The sequence below is a fragment of the Actinoplanes sp. NPDC051859 genome, from assembly GCF_044452725.1.
In the GTDB taxonomy this organism is placed as follows: Bacteria; Actinomycetota; Actinomycetes; order Mycobacteriales; family Micromonosporaceae; genus Actinoplanes.
In genome coordinates this window covers 21,765-40,096 of record NZ_JBITBX010000022.1, presented here as the reverse complement: position 1 = coordinate 40,096, position 18,332 = coordinate 21,765, and the positions used below count along the sequence as shown (strand labels likewise).

At 66.0% G+C, this 18,332-nt stretch carries 14 protein-coding genes and 1 pseudogene; 9 read left to right on the top strand and 6 right to left on the bottom strand.

Going from position 1 to position 18,332, the window contains the following annotated elements:
- Positions 1-265: 265 nt before the first annotated feature.
- A complete protein-coding gene (locus ACIA1L_RS31830) occupies positions 266-601 on the bottom strand; it encodes an STAS domain-containing protein (protein WP_396076756.1) in 336 nt (111 codons plus the stop codon).
- A 380-nt stretch (positions 602-981) separates the two neighbouring features.
- On the opposite strand from ACIA1L_RS31830, the gene ACIA1L_RS31825 reads away from it, so the two are divergent.
- From ACIA1L_RS31825 to ACIA1L_RS31815, 3 genes and pseudogenes are all read left to right on the top strand, one after another.
- A complete protein-coding gene (locus ACIA1L_RS31825; RefSeq protein WP_396076754.1) occupies positions 982-1,470 on the top strand; it encodes an ATP-binding protein in 489 nt (162 codons plus the stop codon).
- Between the two features lie 246 nt (positions 1,471-1,716).
- Positions 1,717-1,824: pseudogene (locus tag ACIA1L_RS31820) on the top strand (CBS domain-containing protein); the annotation flags it as partial.
- A gap of 161 nt (positions 1,825-1,985) precedes the next feature.
- The gene (locus tag ACIA1L_RS31815; protein ID WP_396076753.1) at positions 1,986-2,132 is read left to right on the top strand and encodes a CBS domain-containing protein; all 147 of its coding nucleotides are present in this window, start codon (positions 1,986-1,988) and stop codon (positions 2,130-2,132) included.
- A gap of 2,190 nt (positions 2,133-4,322) precedes the next feature.
- On the opposite strand, the gene ACIA1L_RS31810 is transcribed toward ACIA1L_RS31815, so the two are convergent.
- Positions 4,323-4,532 carry a response regulator gene (locus ACIA1L_RS31810; RefSeq protein ID WP_396076752.1) on the bottom strand — a complete coding sequence of 70 codons (210 nt, stop codon included), beginning with the start codon at positions 4,530-4,532 and terminating at the stop codon, positions 4,323-4,325.
- A 1,504-nt stretch (positions 4,533-6,036) separates the two neighbouring features.
- On the opposite strand from ACIA1L_RS31810, the gene ACIA1L_RS31805 reads away from it, so the two are divergent.
- A complete protein-coding gene (locus ACIA1L_RS31805) occupies positions 6,037-7,464 on the top strand; it encodes a methyl-accepting chemotaxis protein (protein ID WP_396076751.1) in 1,428 nt (475 codons plus the stop codon).
- A 446-nt stretch (positions 7,465-7,910) separates the two neighbouring features.
- Here ACIA1L_RS31805 and ACIA1L_RS31800 read toward each other — a convergent pair whose 3' ends face one another.
- Together ACIA1L_RS31800 and ACIA1L_RS31795 are read right to left on the bottom strand one after the other, a co-directional pair.
- Positions 7,911-8,219, bottom strand: coding sequence for a hypothetical protein (locus tag ACIA1L_RS31800; protein ID WP_396076749.1), 309 nt, complete (start codon positions 8,217-8,219; stop codon positions 7,911-7,913).
- A 455-nt stretch (positions 8,220-8,674) separates the two neighbouring features.
- Entirely contained in the window at positions 8,675-9,433 is a 759-nt protein-coding gene (locus tag ACIA1L_RS31795; RefSeq protein WP_396076775.1) for a hypothetical protein, read from the bottom strand.
- Between the two features lie 528 nt (positions 9,434-9,961).
- Here ACIA1L_RS31795 and ACIA1L_RS31790 point away from each other — a divergent pair.
- The gene (locus ACIA1L_RS31790; RefSeq protein ID WP_396076748.1) at positions 9,962-10,318 is read left to right on the top strand and encodes a hypothetical protein; all 357 of its coding nucleotides are present in this window, start codon (positions 9,962-9,964) and stop codon (positions 10,316-10,318) included.
- Positions 10,319-10,887: 569 nt separating this feature from the next.
- On the opposite strand, the gene ACIA1L_RS31785 is transcribed toward ACIA1L_RS31790, so the two are convergent.
- Positions 10,888-12,531: an ATP-binding protein gene (locus ACIA1L_RS31785; protein WP_396076747.1), complete on the bottom strand. Its 1,644-nt coding sequence runs from the start codon at positions 12,529-12,531 to the stop codon at positions 10,888-10,890.
- A 384-nt stretch (positions 12,532-12,915) separates the two neighbouring features.
- On the opposite strand from ACIA1L_RS31785, the gene ACIA1L_RS31780 reads away from it, so the two are divergent.
- The 3 genes from ACIA1L_RS31780 to ACIA1L_RS31770 all read left to right on the top strand — a co-directional run bounded on the left by ACIA1L_RS31780 (position 12,916) and on the right by ACIA1L_RS31770 (position 16,266).
- Entirely contained in the window at positions 12,916-13,272 is a 357-nt protein-coding gene (locus tag ACIA1L_RS31780) for an STAS domain-containing protein (RefSeq protein WP_396076746.1), read from the top strand.
- Positions 13,273-13,760: 488 nt separating this feature from the next.
- Positions 13,761-15,530 (top strand): GAF domain-containing SpoIIE family protein phosphatase, encoded by a 1,770-nt coding sequence (locus tag ACIA1L_RS31775; protein ID WP_396076745.1) that lies wholly within the window; start codon positions 13,761-13,763, stop codon positions 15,528-15,530.
- A 283-nt stretch (positions 15,531-15,813) separates the two neighbouring features.
- Positions 15,814-16,266 carry a MarR family winged helix-turn-helix transcriptional regulator gene (locus tag ACIA1L_RS31770; protein WP_396076744.1) on the top strand — a complete coding sequence of 151 codons (453 nt, stop codon included), beginning with the start codon at positions 15,814-15,816 and terminating at the stop codon, positions 16,264-16,266.
- Between the two features lie 457 nt (positions 16,267-16,723).
- Here ACIA1L_RS31770 and ACIA1L_RS31765 read toward each other — a convergent pair whose 3' ends face one another.
- Positions 16,724-16,987: a GlsB/YeaQ/YmgE family stress response membrane protein gene (locus ACIA1L_RS31765; protein WP_396076743.1), complete on the bottom strand. Its 264-nt coding sequence runs from the start codon at positions 16,985-16,987 to the stop codon at positions 16,724-16,726.
- A gap of 614 nt (positions 16,988-17,601) precedes the next feature.
- Between ACIA1L_RS31765 and ACIA1L_RS31760 the strand changes: the two genes are divergently transcribed.
- Positions 17,602-17,994: a response regulator gene (locus ACIA1L_RS31760; RefSeq protein ID WP_396076742.1), complete on the top strand. Its 393-nt coding sequence runs from the start codon at positions 17,602-17,604 to the stop codon at positions 17,992-17,994.
- The last annotated feature ends 338 nt before the right edge of the window (positions 17,995-18,332 follow it).

The window sequence follows — 18,332 nt, the reverse complement described above, 5'->3', positions numbered from 1 at the left end:
GATGACCTCATCGCACCATCCACCCAACGATCGATCAAGATAAGCATCGATCACTCTTCGCGGGACAGAACCATTCGGTTCTGTCCCGCCAAGCGTGAAGCGCAGCGCAGACCGCGCTCCAGGCGTTGGAGCGCGCAAGGCCGGCCCGTGCGAACCCCTCCTTGGACCGGCTGGCCCACACCGGGTCCATCACGCTTGGCGGGGCAGCTCCCGATTCTCGCGGACATGATCAGCTGGGCGACTCGCGTCGAAGGGTTGGCGCCGTTCAGACGCTGAGCGCCTCTAGGTCCCAGCCCAGACCGAGGGTGTCCATGACTCGCCGGACAATATCCGCCGGGCGCACGATGCTCAGCGCTGCAGGGCAGCGCTGGTGCACAGACAGCAACTCCCGCACAGCCGCGCAGGAGAAGAACGTGATCCCGGCGAGGTCCACCGAGATCCGTTCCGGATGCTCGGCGCACACCCTGTCGAGGACGGCCGTCAACTCCGGCGCGGAAGCAAGATCGAGATCCCCGGTCACCTCGACTACCGCGGCCCCTGCGTGCTCCCACCGGACCGCCGCCGTCATGCCGGCAACGCTCTGCTCAAACCAGGAATGCATAGCGCCTCACGGTATCGGTAACGCCAGCTGTGCACACCGATCGTCAGGCCAACGGATTACCTTGACCGGTGGCAATTCCTATCCTACCGGACCCTGGGACCACGCTCGTTCCGCGAGTGATCTCCAGTGACTGGTCATGCCGCCCCGCCCACCGTTGCAGTGCCCGATGCGCTCCCCTCGCGAAAGCCGCCCGCTCGAAGGTGAGCAGGTCCGATTGTGGGCGACGAGACCAGCGGCAACCAGACGCGTACCGATGCCGACCGGACTCGCGCAGCTGAGATCCCCGAGCGCGGCACCTCCAGAACAGCCCGCCCCGTACCGTGTTTGGCCCCACGGGTAGGGGTCATAACGTGCAATGTGACGACTTCCAAGGCCCAGCGATGAACGCTGACGGCCCCGCGCCCTGCGACAGGGGTCAGAACGTGTGGTGGGGTCAGTCGTTCACTGCAGACAACCTCGCCGCCCTACGGCAGGCGCTGCGCCACCACGCCGGGCGGGCGGGGCTGGACGACGACTCACTCGATGACCTGTGCATGGCAGCCCACGAACTGATCACCAATGCCCCGCGCCACGGCGGCGGGCACGGCAAGGTCGAACTACGCCGCGACGCCAACACAATCATCTGCCAGGTCATCGACCAAGGACCCGGCTTCACCACGCCCCCCGATGACGTGCAGCGACCGCCCGCGCACGTCGCCGGGGGCCGCGGACTGTGGCTCGCCCGCCAGCTCACCCATCACTTCACCCTCGAACACCGACCTGACGGTGTCACGGCCTGCGTGGCGATGCACCTTCCCGATGCCGGAGGCGAGCGCGCGGCGTCACTACATGCCCACCCGGCTATGCGCGCCAACGGCATGATCCCTTAGCGGCCGGGTCGGGGTGCGAGCTTCGCAGGGATACATAGGGGCGGAGATCGTTCGCTTTCAGACCGCCACCCACTCACCTGGTCAGGACTGCCGCCCTCCCTGCACCCCCGACTACGGCCCCCCAAATTCGAACAGCCGGTGGGCGGGGCGAGGTTTGGCGCGCCGTGAGAAACGCGGCCCCGCAGAGCTTCAACGCCTGCCTGCCGGGTACGCCCCCATCCATTGAGGACAACGAGCTGACCTGGTATGCCGAACGCCCGAGAAGTCATGACTTCCGACGTGACCTGCGTGACGGAGAAGAAATCCCTTGCGGACGCCGCCGAGAAGATGGCCCGCCTCGACGTCGGTTCCCTGCCGATCTGCGGCGCCGGCAACCGGCTTAAGGGCACGCTCATCGACCGCGACATCGTGGCGAAGCCATCGTCCAAGGCCGCAACCCGTCTGAGGTCACTGCCGGCGAGCTCCTCCAGGGCAAGCCGATCACCATCGGCGCCGACGACGATGCCCGAGGAATCTTGCGGACCATGGGCCGGCACCAAGTACGGTGGCTGCCCGTCATCGACGGGCACGACCTGGTGGGCATGGTCGCGCTCGCCGACGTGGCCCGCGCGCTGCCCGACCGGCCGGTCGGCGATCTCGTGGACGCCATCACGAAGTCCTGAACAGCCTCGAAGGGTCCGCTCGCCGGATCCGTTCTGAGCGTTCATCGGCGGAACGGCCACGGATCCGCCACCCCACCGATCGTGTCGATTTTGCCCAGGACATCGTGCCTGCGTCCGACGCCAGGGCTAAAAGATTCAAGTTAGCGGTTCCGCGAGCCACCCGCAGTGTTGGCGGGCGTGGGGCTGGAGGAGGGTGAAATGCCCGCCTGGCCACGACACTGTGGGGACGGCTGGTCTGACCAGGCGGGCAGGACGACGGGCAGACTGGCGAACATCCCAGCCCCGCCGAAGGGTGTGCCGTCATGAAGCTGGGTGGCGTTCACCAAGTGTCAGCAACGTCTGCCCGTCGTCCTGCCCGTCCGGTGGTCAGAATCCATTCTGGCCGGTTTCGGGCTGCCGTGCGCACGATTCGGCCGACCTCAGAAGCCCCGTTCGCCACACCGACCCCGACTACCTCGCGAACCCTTTCCTGCCGTTGGCAGGGCCGACGGTCGTCGAGCCTTGCAGGGGTGGTCGGCGAGATGAGGGAGCGATCTTCGAGCCGTCGAGTACAGGCAAGTACCCGGCCCTGTGGTGGGCCGGGTGCTGAGGCACGGGGGAGCCCCAGCACCCGGCAAGTGCATTCTACTGCTGAGGATTGATGAGCTCGTTCCCGCCTCCAGGTGACAAGCGCCACGCCGCGCTGCGTGCGTTGTGCACCATCTGCTCACCCCAGCGGTGCGTGCCGGCTGGTCAACATGCACCACCGCGTCCGTAGGGTTCTCACCCTCACCGGGCAACTCGTCTTCCCGCCGATTTCCCGCCGATGGTCCAGTGCGTTTCTCTCCAGGGACCTGTGTGATTCCGCAAATGGGTCGTCAGGCCGTGTCGGTAACATCCGCTATCGTCGGATCAGCACCTTTACGCGCGCTAGCCCTCCTGCAACGTCCGGTAGCATCACGGCAATGGAGGAAAGAATTACCTTCTTCGATCAAGATTGCGGGATTGGTCTGTGCATCAGCGCGGGTAGCGGCCGGAGCCCACGGGAGCAACCCCACGGCGACCCTCGGCATTCACACTGCCGTATCGACATTCCCCGAGACGCCCCTTTTTGCGTCCGTGGAGCCTGATCCACGGCCGACATCTGCGAGCTTCTATGTCACCTGGGGAAGCATGATTCGCTTCGCCGACCGGCTCGCTAAACTCGGCGCCGAAGTTGAGTAGGGTCCGTGTCCCTAGGGGACCTTCCCACCACATTGACCGTTCGTATGCGACACGATGGACGCCTGCAGGCAGAAAGCGAGTTCACGCAGGGACACCATGTCAGCGTGACAGTCCGCTGTCGGACTTCATGGGACTGGCATTTCGGGGTGCGTTCCGACCTGCTTCAGCTCGCTGCCCAGGTCCGCGCCGCCGTACACCGCACTCGGCCGGGGAGGTGACGCCGCAGTTCATCGTGATCACGGTATGCCTCCAGGAGTCGAGCAGGGCGTCGATCATCGGGTCGCATCCCTGTGGCGAAGATCGTTAGCTGCGATGCGGACGTCCCTGAAATCAAGGATGGCTTGGTGTGCCCGGCGAACGAGCGTGACCAGTCCACCGTCGGCCAGGAGCAGGACGTCGTCGAAGACAGGTTCGGGAATTGCGAGTTCTTTGGGGCTATAACAGTCGTGTCAGGCCAGGTCCGTGATGTGCAGCAGGTCGAGCGCGGTCTCCACATGGCTGCTCGGGAATGCAGATTTGATCCACTTCCTGCGCTCCTCATGTCGTTGCGCGTTACCCACAGCCATCCTCTTGCCCCACTACCGCCTGGCGCCGTGAGCACGTTATCGGCAGACGCCTTAGCCGGTTCAATTCGCATCGTCGCTTCCGCATCCAGCTACTCACTGCCTGCGGTGATTCCTTCGCCGTAGCGGCCAGCCGTGACGCTGATCGTGCCTTGCTTCGTATGACACCTGCGCCGGGGGACGCGTTGCCGCAGCGCCGTGACGGGAGGCGTAGCGCCGTAATGCGGGGCCCTCATGATGTCGGTGGTCGGGGTGTGGAGTGCGCAGGGGTGGCGTCAGCCGCGAGTTCGTTGACGGTGGCGATCAGTACCGCCATCTGCACCGGCTTGGAAAGGATGATCGTGACCGGAAGATCGGAGGTCGGCTGCGCATCGGGGTGCAGGGCCGCGGTGAACGCGATTACCGGAAGGTCGATCAGGTGCTCCTAGGCACGGATCTCGCGAATAACCTCGAAGCCGGAGAGCACGGGTAGCGCGAGGTCGAGCACCACCACGTCAGGGCGGCATTCGTCGAGGCTGCGCAATGCTGCCGCGCCTTCTGCCGCAGAGAACACCTCATGCCCTGCTCGGCTGAGTCTCAGCGTGAGGAGTTCACGAAGATCGTCGTCGTCTTCTACAACCAAGATTGCCGCCATCAGGCAGCGTCCGGCGAGCGCCTTGGTGCGCGCATCGATGCCGAAACGTGCAACCTTGATCGGTCTGGTCTACGCACCTCTGCTCCCTGATCCACCCGGCGAGCGATGTTGTCGTTAGTCACCCGAGCCGATTGTCACAGAGACACTAGCCGGAGTCGGCAAGGATGACACACCGATGCCCGTCCAGGTCAGGCAGAAGATTATTAGCGGGGCGCCGCCGGTCTGCAACCTACCGTGTCCGGGCACTGGTTCCGATTTCCAGGTCTCGCAAAGAGAGGACGGCGAAGCCGCAACACAGTCAAAGGGACTGGTCCTGGCTGTAGCGGTGTCCGGCCCGGACCACTTTGCCAGTCAGTCGATGAGTTCATGGGCTGGAAGGACTTTGGCATCATTCCGGTGGCCTGCTAATTCGCGGGTCGGGAGTCGCCCGGTACCAATATGACACTGACGAAATCACAGCAAGGTCAGCCGTCGACGTGTCCCTGTCAGCTCGAGGCACGGGTCCACCCGGACATGATCGGCATGTCGCTTTCACTGACCACTGCTAACGGATGGTGGGCCGACGAGTCGTCACCCCGTCGGGTATGCCATCGAGGAGGCAGTGATCGCCCGAGTGGCGGTGCAGGTCATCTGAATGGCCCGCTCGGCGGCATGTTCGGTTACCGGTCCGGTTCAGGCAGACGTCAGCACTCTCGGTTTTGCGCTGACTCGGTCCGCGACCCTGGGGTGTAAAGACTCGATGCATCGTGGCGAGCTTGCCAGATCGGGAAGTCTTGGCCGACCCCTGGCCGATATTTGGGACAAGCTATGCCGGAGTGGTGGAATATTCACAGTGCGGTGAGGCGGTGTCATGCGCCAGGCGGTCGATGTGTCTGACCATTCATCTTCACTCAGGTGAGCGTGACTTCTACCTCGCCAGGTCCGTACCGGCGCCTCGCAGAAAAACTGCTGCCATGTGTGACGGCTCCCGGGCTCGACATGTGCTTGCGAAGGGTGGCGATGGTGTTTCGGCTGGCCAGCGCGATCGTGGGGCGGTTGGGTTACGCTTACAAAATTCTGCTGGTGACGCTGGTGCTGCTCCTGCCGCTAGGTTTCGTGACCTGGGGTTACGTTGATATCCAGAGCGGGCAGGTCGCGTTCAGCGCCAAGGAGCGTGACGGCGTCGCGTACCTGCGGCCGGTATGGACGCTCACCGTGCGGACGGTGCAGGCACGACAGACCGCGGTGGCGGGACAGCAACCGCAAGCCGCGGCCCTCACTGAGGCGATCAACGCCGTGAAAGCGGTCGACTCCCGCTACGGTGCGGATCTGGGCGTGTCACAGGCCTGGGCCACCGCCGAATCCGCCGTCACCCGGGCCATGAGCGCCGGAGGGGGACAGCAGGCATTCGACACGTACGGACAAGCGTCGGCCGCCCTGCTGATCCTCATCGTCGCGATCTCGGATGCCTCGAACCTCACCCTCGACCCGGATCTCGACTCCTACTATCTGATAGGACGCGCTGGTGTTCCGGCTGCCCGTGTTGCTGGACCTGAACGGCCAGGCGATCGACGAGACCCGGCTGGCCGCGACGGGCCCGCCAGCCGCCGCCGAGACCGCCCGGCTGCATCTGGCCCGGTCAGCGGGTGCCATGGCCAGTACGCAGACCGCGGTCGCCGCCGGGCTGTCCACCGCCTTCGCGAAGACCGGCCGCGACGAGCTGCAGAGGGCGCAGACCCAGGTCCAGGCCGAAGAACAGGCCGTGGGCGAGGTCATTACCCGCCTTGATGAGGCGGTCGCGTCCGGAGATCTGACGGCTGTCACCGCCGAGAACAGTGAGCGCGCCGCGGCGAGCCTGATCCAGCTGGCAGAGACCCTGGTGCCGCAGCTGGACGCGCTGCTCGACACCCGGATCGAGGCTTTCCAGGCCAAAGCCCACGTGGTCGAGGCGGCAGCGCTGATCGTCGTGCTGCTGGTCGGCTACCTGCTGATCGGGTTCTACCGGTCCGCCACCGTGCCGCTGCGGCGCATCGTCGACGCGCTGCGCGCACTCGCCGAGGGCGATCTCACCCGCCGGGTCCCGGTGGACACCCGTGACGAGGTCGGACAGATGGGAGCGGCGCTCAACGACGCGCTCGCCCGCCTGCGGGAAGCGATGCACGCTCTGCGCGGCGACGCCGACGGCCTGGCCGGCGCCTCCACCCGGCTGTCCACCGTCAGCGGCGAGATGCACATCAGTGCGGAGTCGACCGCTGCGCGCGCCGGCCAGGTCAACCTGACCGCCGACGACGTGTCCACACACGTGGAAGCCGTCGCGGCCGGCGCCGAGCAGATGTTCGCCTCCATCCAAGAGATCTCCAGCAGCGCCGGCCAGGCCGCGGGCATGGCGACCGGCGCCGTCGACGCGGTCACAACCATGCAGGAGACCGTCGGGCGGCTCGGTACCCGGTCGACCCAGATCGGCGACGTCGTCAAGGTGATCACCGGGATCGCGGCGCAGACCAACCTGCTCGCCCTCAACGCCACCATCGAGGCGGTCCGGGCCGGCGACGCCGGCAGGGGTTTTGCCGTGGTGGCCGGCGAGGTGAAAAATCTGGCGCAGGAAACCAGCCTGGCCACCCAGAACATCATCGCCCGCATCGACGCGATCCAGACCGATGCCTCGGCTACCGTACGCGCCATCGACGACATCGAAACGACCATCGCCCAGATCACCGACCTGCAGGCCACCATCGCGTCCGCGGTCGAGGAGCAGACCGCGACCACCCGCGAGATGAGCCACGGCATCAGCAGGGTCGCGGAGGGCACACGTGGCATCGCCGCGGGCGTCGGTCACCTTACCGACGAGGCCCGACAGACCACCACGGGTGCCGTGTCCACCGCGCACGCCGCCGGTGAACTTTCCTCCACCGCCGAACGCCTCCGGACGATCACAGCCCAGTTCACCACCTGACAAGCGGGACGTCTGCGTGCACGACGACCAGCAGCCCCAAATCTCCTTCCGAACGAGACACCGGGCGGCGTCCGGGTGCCGCCGTTCCCGCGGCCTATCACGTTGATCAAGATGCTATGAGCGGTCGTCACCTCGAGGACGTCGACTTCCACCAACCACTCGGGGTCGATGAAGCGCGAAACCTCGACGAAGGTCCACGCTGGCCGGCACGGACCTTGAGCGACGTTGTCTTGTACGGCTTGGATTAGGTGATCGAGGTGGTATCACCGGTCGGCTGGGCCTCCTTGATCGGCTGGCTTGCGGTGAGAGCCGAAGGCCAGGACGGTACGGGGACCGTGGGCCGGAAGCTCGGCCTATCCCTATCGGCTTCGCACTGTGTCGGTCGGGCATCGTTGCCCTTCGGTAATGGTCCCGCGATATCGGGACTGGCGCCTGTCGGGGCCTTTTCAGGGAATGCGCCATCCGCGGGCCCAGCCGGGGAATTTGGTGGCGAAGAGGGTGAGGTCGAGGGCAAAGGTGTGCGCCGCGGGGGCGTACATAGCCGTGTAGTCAGGGTCCGGGGAGAACAGGGTCCAATGGCGGCCGCATGCGTCGGTGACGAACAACAAACCCCAGGCGCCCGGCTCCTCACCGGCCATCTCAACCAGCCGGCCGGTGCGGCGAAGGTGGGTGTGGCTGATCCGGCCGTGCCCGGCGACGGTCAGCGGAAACCGGGGCGAGCCGTGGGGCCAGAGCCAGCGGGTACAGCGTGCCATGGTCTCAGCTCGCCATCCGCTCGCGGACCATGAGGACGTGCCGTAGGCGCATATGCCGATGAAAAACACCCGCCACGCCACTGCGAGGCAGGAGTCTCTTAACGCTTTGGCGGAGAGCTCCTCGGGCACCAGTGGCGCCGCTGGCGCTGGGAGAGACGCTGATCATGCCGAGGCGCCAGCAGTGCGGTCCTTTGCCGGGTGAGTAGACACCCGGATGCGCGAGTCGGGTTTCGTCATCGCTAGGCCTCCTGCCATCGACGGTGCACTGGGACGGGCGTGGGTGCACGGTTGGTGCATCCACGATGAGGGCCGTTGCAGGCTGTTGGGTTCAGGCGTTGCAGGCCGTCACGGCGCGTGGAACCGATGCGGGGGTAAAGCCGGCCCGGCTCTGCCCCCGCCGAGAAAAGCCCTCTATGTGACGGCTGGGAGGGTCGTGCTGCGCCGTAGGGCGCGGGTCAGTATTCGCGGTGCAGGGGCTGGGTGGAGTATGTCGCCGGACTCGCCGTTTCGGCGGTGTGCCCAGCGGTATACCCGGCGGGTTGCGCCGGGATGGCCTGGGTTTCGGACTCCGCGCGGCGCAGCCACTGCTCGGTGCGGGCCTGCATCGGCTTGATCATGCCGCCGCCGACTCCGACGATGATCACGCCGGCGATGGTGGCCAGCACCGCTACTAGGACGGGGGTGGTGACGGTGGTGGCGACGCCGATCTGGTTGAGGGCGGCGATGATACCCAGGCCCAGGATGAACACGCTGGCGATATTGGCGAGCGTCCTGCCGTAGGACAGGCCACCCAGGCTGGCGCCAATAAGGTCCTTGGCGCCCTTGGCGATAGCGGAGGCGACGACCACGATGATGATCGCGACGAACGCGCGGGGCAGCCAGGAGATCACGCCGGTGATGAGTGCGGAGATCGGGTTGGGGCCGAAGATGCCGAACGCCAGCTGCAGAGTGAACAGCATGATCGCGTAGTAGGCGATCTTGGCGACGATGTCACTGGCGTCGTACTGCGACCGGGCCAGCGCGGCTCGCACGCCGCCGCGTTCCACGACGCGGTCAAAGCCCACGCGCTCCAGGACCTTGTCGACGACCTTGCGCACGGCTTTGGCGATCAGCCAGCCGATCAGCAGGATCGCCACGAACGCGAGCGCCTTCGGCACGAACAGCAAGACATTGCGCAGCATGTCGCCGAACGCATCGGTAATTTCACGGCCCATCGAGGTACTCCATCCGAAAAGGGGGTCGCAGCGGGGTGCCCGTCCGCGATACCCGCCGGTTTTGCCGGCCACACGCTGAATAACACTCACATTACATGTAGGGCGAATGTCGCGGTGCGGCCCGTGGTTGAGCGAAACCGATTCGATGAGAATGCGTGTTGAATATCCGGCAGCGTGAGGAATGTAATTGTCGGTATGCATGACTAGTTTGGTTTAATGATCTTGGGGCATCCTCGCGTCATGCCAGAGAATCCTCGTAATTCGGGTTCGCGCCCTGCCGCCGTGCCGGCCTCCGGCGCGGGCGCTTCCCTGCCCAAGTGGTTCCTGCCGTTGGTTTTGCTGATCATCGCTGGCATCATCCTTGTGATGTTGCTGTCGCGGTGCGGAAACGATGACAAGCCGGCGGGTAGCGCTCCCGCGTCTGTTGCTTCCTCTACTTCCTCGCCAACGTCGGCGGTGAGCCCACCTGGGGCATCTGCCGGGTCCGGTTCGCCCGATGCCGCGAATGCGTCAGAGGTGTCAGGGACGGTGACCGCTGACGCCGTGAACCTGCTCGGTGCCGCCAACGTGCAGAACCTGTCCGCCAAGGGCGGTAAAGAGGCGCTTGGCCGCCAGGTGCGGGTGCAGTCCGTTCCCGCGGATGAGGGCTTCTGGGTTGGCACAGGCGAGCAGGACCGGCTGTGGGTGCAGCTCACCGACACCGGCGGCGAGTCCGTCTACAGGGTCAAGCCAGGCGACACCATCGACTTCACCGGCACCGTCACCAAGGCGGCGCAAGGATTCGCTGCCAAGGTCGGCGTGACCATCGCCGAGGGCGCTGACCAGCTCACGGAACAAGGCTTCTATCTGTCCGTACCCGCCCAGAACGTGAAACTGTCACCCTGAATCACCCCTCGGCGCCACCCGAGGGTGCAGCGCCATCGATGAAAATCCGGAAATCGGCCCGCTGAATCAGCCGGGTCGCTTTCCGCATCATCAAAATCGGGACCGGCCCGGCAGTCCGGGTCGCCGGGCGCGTCCGCCGGCACACCCCACCGTCCTAGTCCGGTTGATGTCCAAGGCGGGCCGGGCCCGCCGCTGACCGTTACTTCTTGGCGGATTCGCGCTCGCATTTCGGCATGAGGCTTATGCCGCGGGAGACGGAGTCTTTATTGTTCGCGGGTCCGCCGAGGGAACTATCGATACCGTTCGCGCCGACCCCGACCTCCCGCTCGCCTTAGGCCTTGAGGCATTTGATCACTTCCTCCGCGGCGGTCCGCTACCGGACTGACGGCCCGCCGCTGCGTCCGGACACATAATGCGGCGTCCTCGAACAATTCGACCTCGTCAGGCCGTCTCGCACCTTGGTGTCATCGGTAGACGCCGTCACCGTCGTAAGCCTTGATTGCCTCATCATGGCGACGGGGCATGATGACGGATCGCTACCGCCCCCGACTGGGGGACTGTGGTTGCGGTTAGCAAGGGCAGGTGGGTGCCTTGGCGGGCAGGTGGATGACGAAGGTGGTGCCAGGGCCGTCGGTGTCGGCCACGGTGATGGTGCCGTGGTGGCGTTCGATGATGGTGCGGATGATGACCAGGCCCAGGCCGGTGCCGGGGATGCGCCGGTCGAGGGCGGTGGACGCACGGTAGAAGCGGCGGAACAGCCGGGACCGTTCGTCGGGGGGTATACCGATGCCGGTGTCGGCGACGGTCCAGCTGATCTCGTCGCCTTCGGCGGTCGCGGCGACGGTAATCCGGCCTTCTGCCGGGGTGTATTTGACGGCGTTGGACAGCAAATTGTCGGCGACTTGGCGCAGCCGGTCGGGGTCGGCGTCCAGGGTCAGATGGTCGGGGAGGTCGGCAGCGATCGTGAGGCTTTTGTCGTCCGCGCTCCGGCGCAGGGCGGCGATGGCGTCGCGGATGATGCCGCACAGGTCGGTGGCAGCGGGTTGGATGGCCAAGTGCCCGGATTCAAGGCGGGCGAGGTCCAGCAGGTCTTCGGCCATGACCGACAGGCGTTGGGCGCTGCGGGAGATCGTGGCCAGGTATTCGCGTTGGTCGTCCGGTGTCAGGGTGTCGAGTTCTTCCTCGAACAGCGACGTGGTGCTGGTGATCACCGCTAGTGGGTTGCGTAGTTCGTGGGTGACCAGGGCGAGGAATTCGTCTTTGGTCCGGGCCAGTTCCACGGTGAGCTCCTCGGCGCGGCGCCGTTCCAGGTATTGGCCGACCTGGGCGGCGACGCCGGCGAGCAGGGCGATGAGGACGTCTTCGGGGTCTTCGGCGCGGTCGCCGTAGACGCACAGCGCGCCGAGGGTGTGCCCGCCGCTGCAGACGGGCACGCCGACGGCGACGTGCAGGCCGATGCGGGCTGCGGCGCGGCTGCGCACGCTGCGAGTGTCGGCGGCCAGATCCGGGATCCACTGGGGCTGCGCTTGGGCGTAGACCCGTCCGGGAAGCCAGGTGCCGGGTTCGACTTCGTCGACGGCGAATCGGCCCAGCCGGTACCCGCGTGCGGCGTGGCGGGCGGTGCAGGACAGCACCTGTCGTGTCTCGTCGGCCAGCCACAACTCGGTGACCGGCCAGTGCATCTTCATGCCCAGGGCTTGCACGAGCCGCGCGGCGGCGTCGGTGCTGGAGGCGGCTTCGGCCAGGCCGCGGGAGACGGCGGCTTCGACGTCGGTGAAGCGGCTGGCCCGATAACGGGTGGTGATGTCGTGAGCGAAGGCGTGCAAGATCCGGCCGGCGGGTTCGTCGGTCGCGGTCAGCGTCATCTCGATCGGGAACTCGTGGCCGTCCGGGTGCGCGGCGAACAGTTGCAGCCGTGGCCCGAGGATCCGGGCGAACTCACCGGCTGCCAGGCGGACCAGCCCGGCCCGAAACGCGGACTGATACCGCTGCGGAATGATCAGCTCGTCGACGGGCTGCCCGCACGCTTGTTCCCGGGTGTGGCCGAACGTGGTCTCCGCTGCCGGATTCCAACCCACCACCCGCCCAGACGTATCGACCGATATGTACGCCTGCGACGCGGCGGCGAGCACGGCTTGCGGCTCGTGCAGCACACCGTCGTGGCAGCTCACCGTCTGCGGCTTGGCGTGCGTTGTACCTGCTGAAATTGTCATGGTGTCCCCGGAACCGTCTCGTGAAGCTCTCGACGGCGAGGCCCGGGGGTCTGAGGCGACGCTGCTGGTGCCCCGCAGCTTAGCCCTGGATCTCACGGTCGGCCCGAGGGATGGACACAATGATCTGGGAGTCCGGTAGCTGCCCGTTCCGGGCGTCCTGGACGGTATCGGCCGCGCCCGGGGTGCTCTGTCCGTCGTGTGTCTGCGGGTTGACGCTGTGCGGCACGGCGAGCAGAGTCGGTACCGAGATTTCCCAGGCAACCCCTGCTTCAAGGAGATCATTGTGGCGAGGACGTGCTGTGGCACCGGCAACCGGACGCCGGCGGACACCACCAGCAATGCTGATGACGGGGGGTTCCGACATCGAGGTGAAGGCAGACGGCGGTGAAATCGCCTCAGCCGTGGGCCTGCCGGTCTGCGCAGCTACCGCAGGCCGTCGCGGTTACCACTGCTGTCGGCGACACGATCACTGTCTGGGTGGCCGGGCAACTCGACGGGGCCACCCGCGGCGTCATCTTCGACGCCCTGCACGATGCCCTCGACGAGCATGCGGTGTCACAGGTGGTCATCGACCTCACCGGGGTTGACTTCTGCGACAGTGCCGGCTGCCGCGCCCTTGCCTGCGCCTATCGCCTCGCCACCGCCTCCGGGGTGGTCTGCCGCATCCGCAACCCGCGGCCCCATGTCAAAGCGGTCCTGCTGATCGCACAGCCGTCGACCGCGCTGGCCTGCGACGCTTGAAGTGCCGGTTGGGGCGTGGTCGAGAATTCTGTCGTCTGAATGGACTCCGCTATGGCGAGGCAGAGGCGCTTATGCTCGTCGGGAATCATGCGTTGGAAGGCGTCGCGGGTGCCGTGCCTTAGGGGCAGGGCGGGATCGCCGTTGCGGAATGGGCACCGGAAGATCTCCACCCCGTCGTTGTCCTCCCGCATGGATCGTGACTGCCCGACATGGTGCCAGGTAAACCGGCGCAGCGCGCGACCCGGCGTGACGGTAGCGCCCCGCAATCGTGAACCCGCGCATATCGCCGCCGCCCCGGACGGGCTAAAGTGTTTGCCGTAGAGCAACTAATAGCTGGTGTGTGAGGATCCGAGGGTGCAGTTTCACGTTGACCGGCGAAGGTGGGAGCCGGGCCACCGCCCCGCAAGGGTGTTGGTGTCACAGCCCCGGCAGGCGTACTCGTGACCTCAGAGGCCACATGTCCCTCTCCGGGTGATGGCGGTTCCTCGTTGGGTGATGCTGGTCGTCTGTCGGCGCTGAGTGATACCGGGCTGAGCGCTTCGGCCGATCAGGCGCTGGATCGTTTCGCGGCGATGGTCCGTACGGTGCTGCGGGTGCCGGTGGCGCTGGTCAGCCTGGTGCAGGCCGACCGGCAGATCTTCCCCGGCGCGGTGGGGCTTCCCGATCCCTGGCAGCAGCAGCGGCAGACCCCGCTGTCACATTCGTTCTGCCAGCAGGTCGTCGTCAACGCCGAGCCGCTGGTAATCACTGATGCCCGCGCCGACGCGCGTGTCGCCGGGAATCTTGCCATCACGGACCTGCACGTCGTCGGCTACGCCGGCATGCCGTTGACCGACGCCGACGGACAGGTTCTGGGATCGTTGTGCGCGATCGACAGTGCACCGCGGCACTGGACCGATACCGAACTCGCGCTGCTGGCAGACCTGGCAACGGCCTGCTCGGACATCCTGCGGCTTCGGATCGCGACTCGAGACGCCCGCGAGCAAGCGGCCACGACCGTCGCTGAAAGCCGCAAGACGCGTGCTGCGTTCGACCGCAGCCAGCTACTCCTGCGTGCCGCCGTGGCCTTGGCCGACACAGACACCCTCGCCGACGTCGTCGACGCGGTCCGGGAATTAGTGGCCACGAGCCTGGACCCGGCCTACGTCGGCGTGTCCCTGCTCGGGACACACGACGACATCAGTCTGGAATCCGGCCAGTCGCTGCCGGTTCAGGTCGCCACGCGCTGGGACCGCTACCCCCGTAGCGCTCTGACGCCCTCCGCGCTGGCCGTACGCACCTCGGCACCGGTGCTGCTGTCGGACCTGCACGCGGTGACCGCCGGAGCGCCCGACGCCGTCTCGACATTTACCGAGATGGGCTGGCAGTCGTCAGCGAGTATTCCGCTGCCCGGCCCGGACGGCCCGTTCGGCGCACTGACTTTGGTCTGGAAGCAACCCTACCTGCCGGACCCCTCGGAAGAGGCCGTCCTGGTCGCGCTGGCGGGCTATGTGGCACAAGCGTTGCAACGCGCGGACCGCCTTGATGCCCGTGACCGTGTCGCGTCGCTGTTGCAGCAGGCCATGCTCACCGAACTGCCTGATGTCACACCGCTGCAGGTGTCAGCGCGGTATGCACCTGCGGCTCACGACGAGCAGGTCGGCGGCGACTGGTACGACGTCGTGCGCCTCGACGACAACCTTCTGGCGCTGGTCGTGGGTGACGTCACCGGCCACGACATGCGCGCCGCGGCCCGCATGGGCCGCCTGCGCAGCATGCTGCGCGCCTACCTCGTCGACCGCCACGAACCCCCGTCCGCGTTGCTCCGGCGTTTGGACCACGCCAACTTCGTCCTCGGTGACCCCACACTCACCACCGCCGTTCTCGGATTCGTGCAACGCCAACCCGGCGGTGGATACCAGCTGCACTGGTCGAACGCCGGTCACCCGTCCCCGCTGCTGCTGCACGCCGACGGCACGGTCATCGCCCTCGCGGGGCGAGACGTGCTCCTCGGAGCGGTACGCCGCGTCTCGCGTACCAACCACACTCACGATCTGCCACCCGGCTCCACCCTGCTGCTCTACACCGACGGTCTCGTCGAAACCCGCACCGACGACCTCGACCAGCGCAAACAACACCTCCGCGACACCCTCACCTCCCTCGCCGACATTGCACTGCCGAACCTGCTCGACGAAGTTCTGCACCGGCTCGCCGGCAACGGCCACGAAGACGACATCGCCCTGCTCGCGCTCCACGTTCCGGCCTCGGCCGGCACGTAACCCTGAAATCAGTTCGCCGCCGATAGCGAACCACCATCAGCCCCCCGCCGGAAACTGCGGGTGATTCAGCCGGCTTAACGACTATCGGAAACCATCAGTCGATAGCCGCGACCAGCCCATCGATATGAACCCGCCCGCCCGGCGGGAAGGTCCACGGTGGGCGGCCGGCCCCTGCCTCGCCCCGGCATGGTCGGACGCCGATGAATTCTGACGTGGGCCGGATGACGGCGAACTTGGGCGTTGACGGGCGGTGAGATGGCCGTACAGGTAGCCTGTCGGCACCTTGGTCGATCACCATGGGTCTGACGGCCCACTCCACGCCGCGGCAGTCGATGACGCCGCGCCAGCTCTGCTGGCCGTGTGGGACGCGGCCCGCGAGCGAGTCGCTTCCCGATTGTCCTGGCCACAACTGAACACCCTGCTGGCGATAGAGCGCCAAGAGGGCGTGAACCTACGGGGGCTGGCCGACGAACTCGACGCGATGCTCTCCTCCGTCAGCCGACTTTGTGATCGACTGGAGGCTTCCGGAATGATCGAACGGGCACCCGGCCAGGCCGACCGCCGCGAAATCGCACTGTTCCTGACGCCGTCGTCACGGCGACTGCTGAACGATCTCCGCCGGACCCGCCGCGAACTCCTGACCGAAACAATGAACCGGATGGACTCATCGAGCCTTACTGCTCTCATCCGCGGTCTCACCGATTTCAAGACCGCCGCGGCACAAATTCGTCCATAACAGTAGAGCTGACGGTTCCGCCCACCCACCGGGCAGCTACCGGGGACCAACCCTCGCGAAAATTCGCTACGAAGTTTGCATCCGCCGAGCTCTCTGGTCGCTTCGCGTTGTCTCGTCGTGGGTGAGACCCACCTGCAAGGTGCAACAAGGCGACAGCATCGACTTCACCGCCACCGACCCCCCGTTACCGCAAGCTTCACTGCGAAGGTCGGCCTCACCCGGCAGGAGAGGGCGCCGGCCAAATGACCGAGCAGGGCTTCTACCGATCCGTTGCTCCTTCGACGGTCAACCTTTCCCGCTGACCGACTCACATCCTTCGCTTAACGCACCCCACGGTTGGCAACAGCATCGACCCGGGTCACATCAACGATGACGCGGGTCATAGCCGGTGGAGATAGGGGTGAGGGGCAAAGCGGTTCGTTCCGCTCTGCCCCTCACTTGCCGCCGTTTTGGGGTGTTACCGGCGTGTGCGCTTGGCCCACAGGGGAGTGACGACGGCGATCAGGCCGGCAGCGGCTGCGATCTGGACGATGTGGCGGATCCAGTCGATACCGCCGGTGTCCCGGACGCCCAGGGCGGTGGCGATGGCGTTGCCGATGAGGGCGCCGATCACACCCAGCAGGATGGTCAGCCAGATGGGGATGTTCTGCCTGCCGGGCAGGATCGCTCGTGCGATCAGGCCGATGATCAGTCCGGCGATGATGGCCCAGAGGAACGACATGATGTGCCCTTCGGTGAGGTGTCCGGTGTGCTGCGGATGTCCGCGCACGTGCCGGGCGAGCCACGTGCCCGCCAGGGGGAGCCCCCTTCAGCATGGTTTTGCTGAAGGGGTAGCGGTGAGCACGATCAACGGCGGCAGTGTTTCCTCATCGCGTGGTCGGCAAACACGCGCCGAGGTCGTTCGACGCAGCGTGGGACGCTGGCCTCGGCGGCGTGCCGCATGGGCGGGACCATCAAACCTCATCGCAGTGCCAACGGTGCCGCGCCGGGAGTAAGGAGGTTTGGCGGTGGGCCGGCTGTTCTACGCGGCGTCGATCTCTCGCGGGCGCGGCACGAGCGATGCCCATGCCGCTGAGATTGCACTGCTGCCCGCTTCCGGCGTACACAAGCACTTCTTCGTAACTGTCGGGTGAGGAAGGCGCCAGTATTGATCAGTGTTACGGATGTGCCTGCTTGCGCCACCGTTTCCTACCAAGGCTGTAAATGTGTAGGCCGCGGGCTAGCGGGTCTGCTCGAGGAGTTGTGTTCACGGCAGTCGACGATGGGTACCACAGGTGGACCGACGGTAGGAGAGCTGAGATGATGCCAAGGTCTAGCCGGATTCTCGCCATTCTGGTGGTCGACGACGACGACGCGGACGTGCTGATGATCGAGGAAGCGCTGGAGGAAGCAGCGCCCTCGACCCGGCTGACCCGTGCTGCTGATGGCCAGGCCGCGTTGGATCTGCTGGGCGCGACCTCCGCCGCCGATCTGCCGGATTTGATCTTGCTGGACCTGAACATGCCGCGGATGGGTGGCCTGGAAACGCTCACTCGATTGAAGACCCATGATCGGTGGAAATCGATCCCGGTGGTAGTGCTGACGACCTCGGATGCCGGCCCGGACATTGATGCCAGCTATCGGCAGCACGCCAGCGCTTTCGTGACCAAACCGATTGATCTAGAAGCGTTCGAGGCCACGATCCGACGCATCCGCGGATTTTACGGAGACGTGGCCCGCCTGCCGTGACGGCTACTCGCTTCAGCCGCGGTGGATGGAAATCTCGCTAGGAATGTTTCTGCACCTCTTTACGAAACCGCTCAGACCTGCGCCAATACAGCCTTCCCTCATTAACTGATGCCCCTGAGGGCTGCGAAACCGAAACGGCGTCCGGCATCACCCGCGCGGACGCGCCGACGCGTTCGCGGCTGCACGATGTCATGCTGCAGATTGCGCTCATGTCCGCCACCTGCGGGGAGGCCGAGCGACCAAAACGACCTCGTGACGCAGGCCAGGCGGGTCAACTTTGGCGCTTTCGCGAAAGCGTGCTGCGGATTGTGTCAGGGCTACGCGACCGGAAAGCGGAG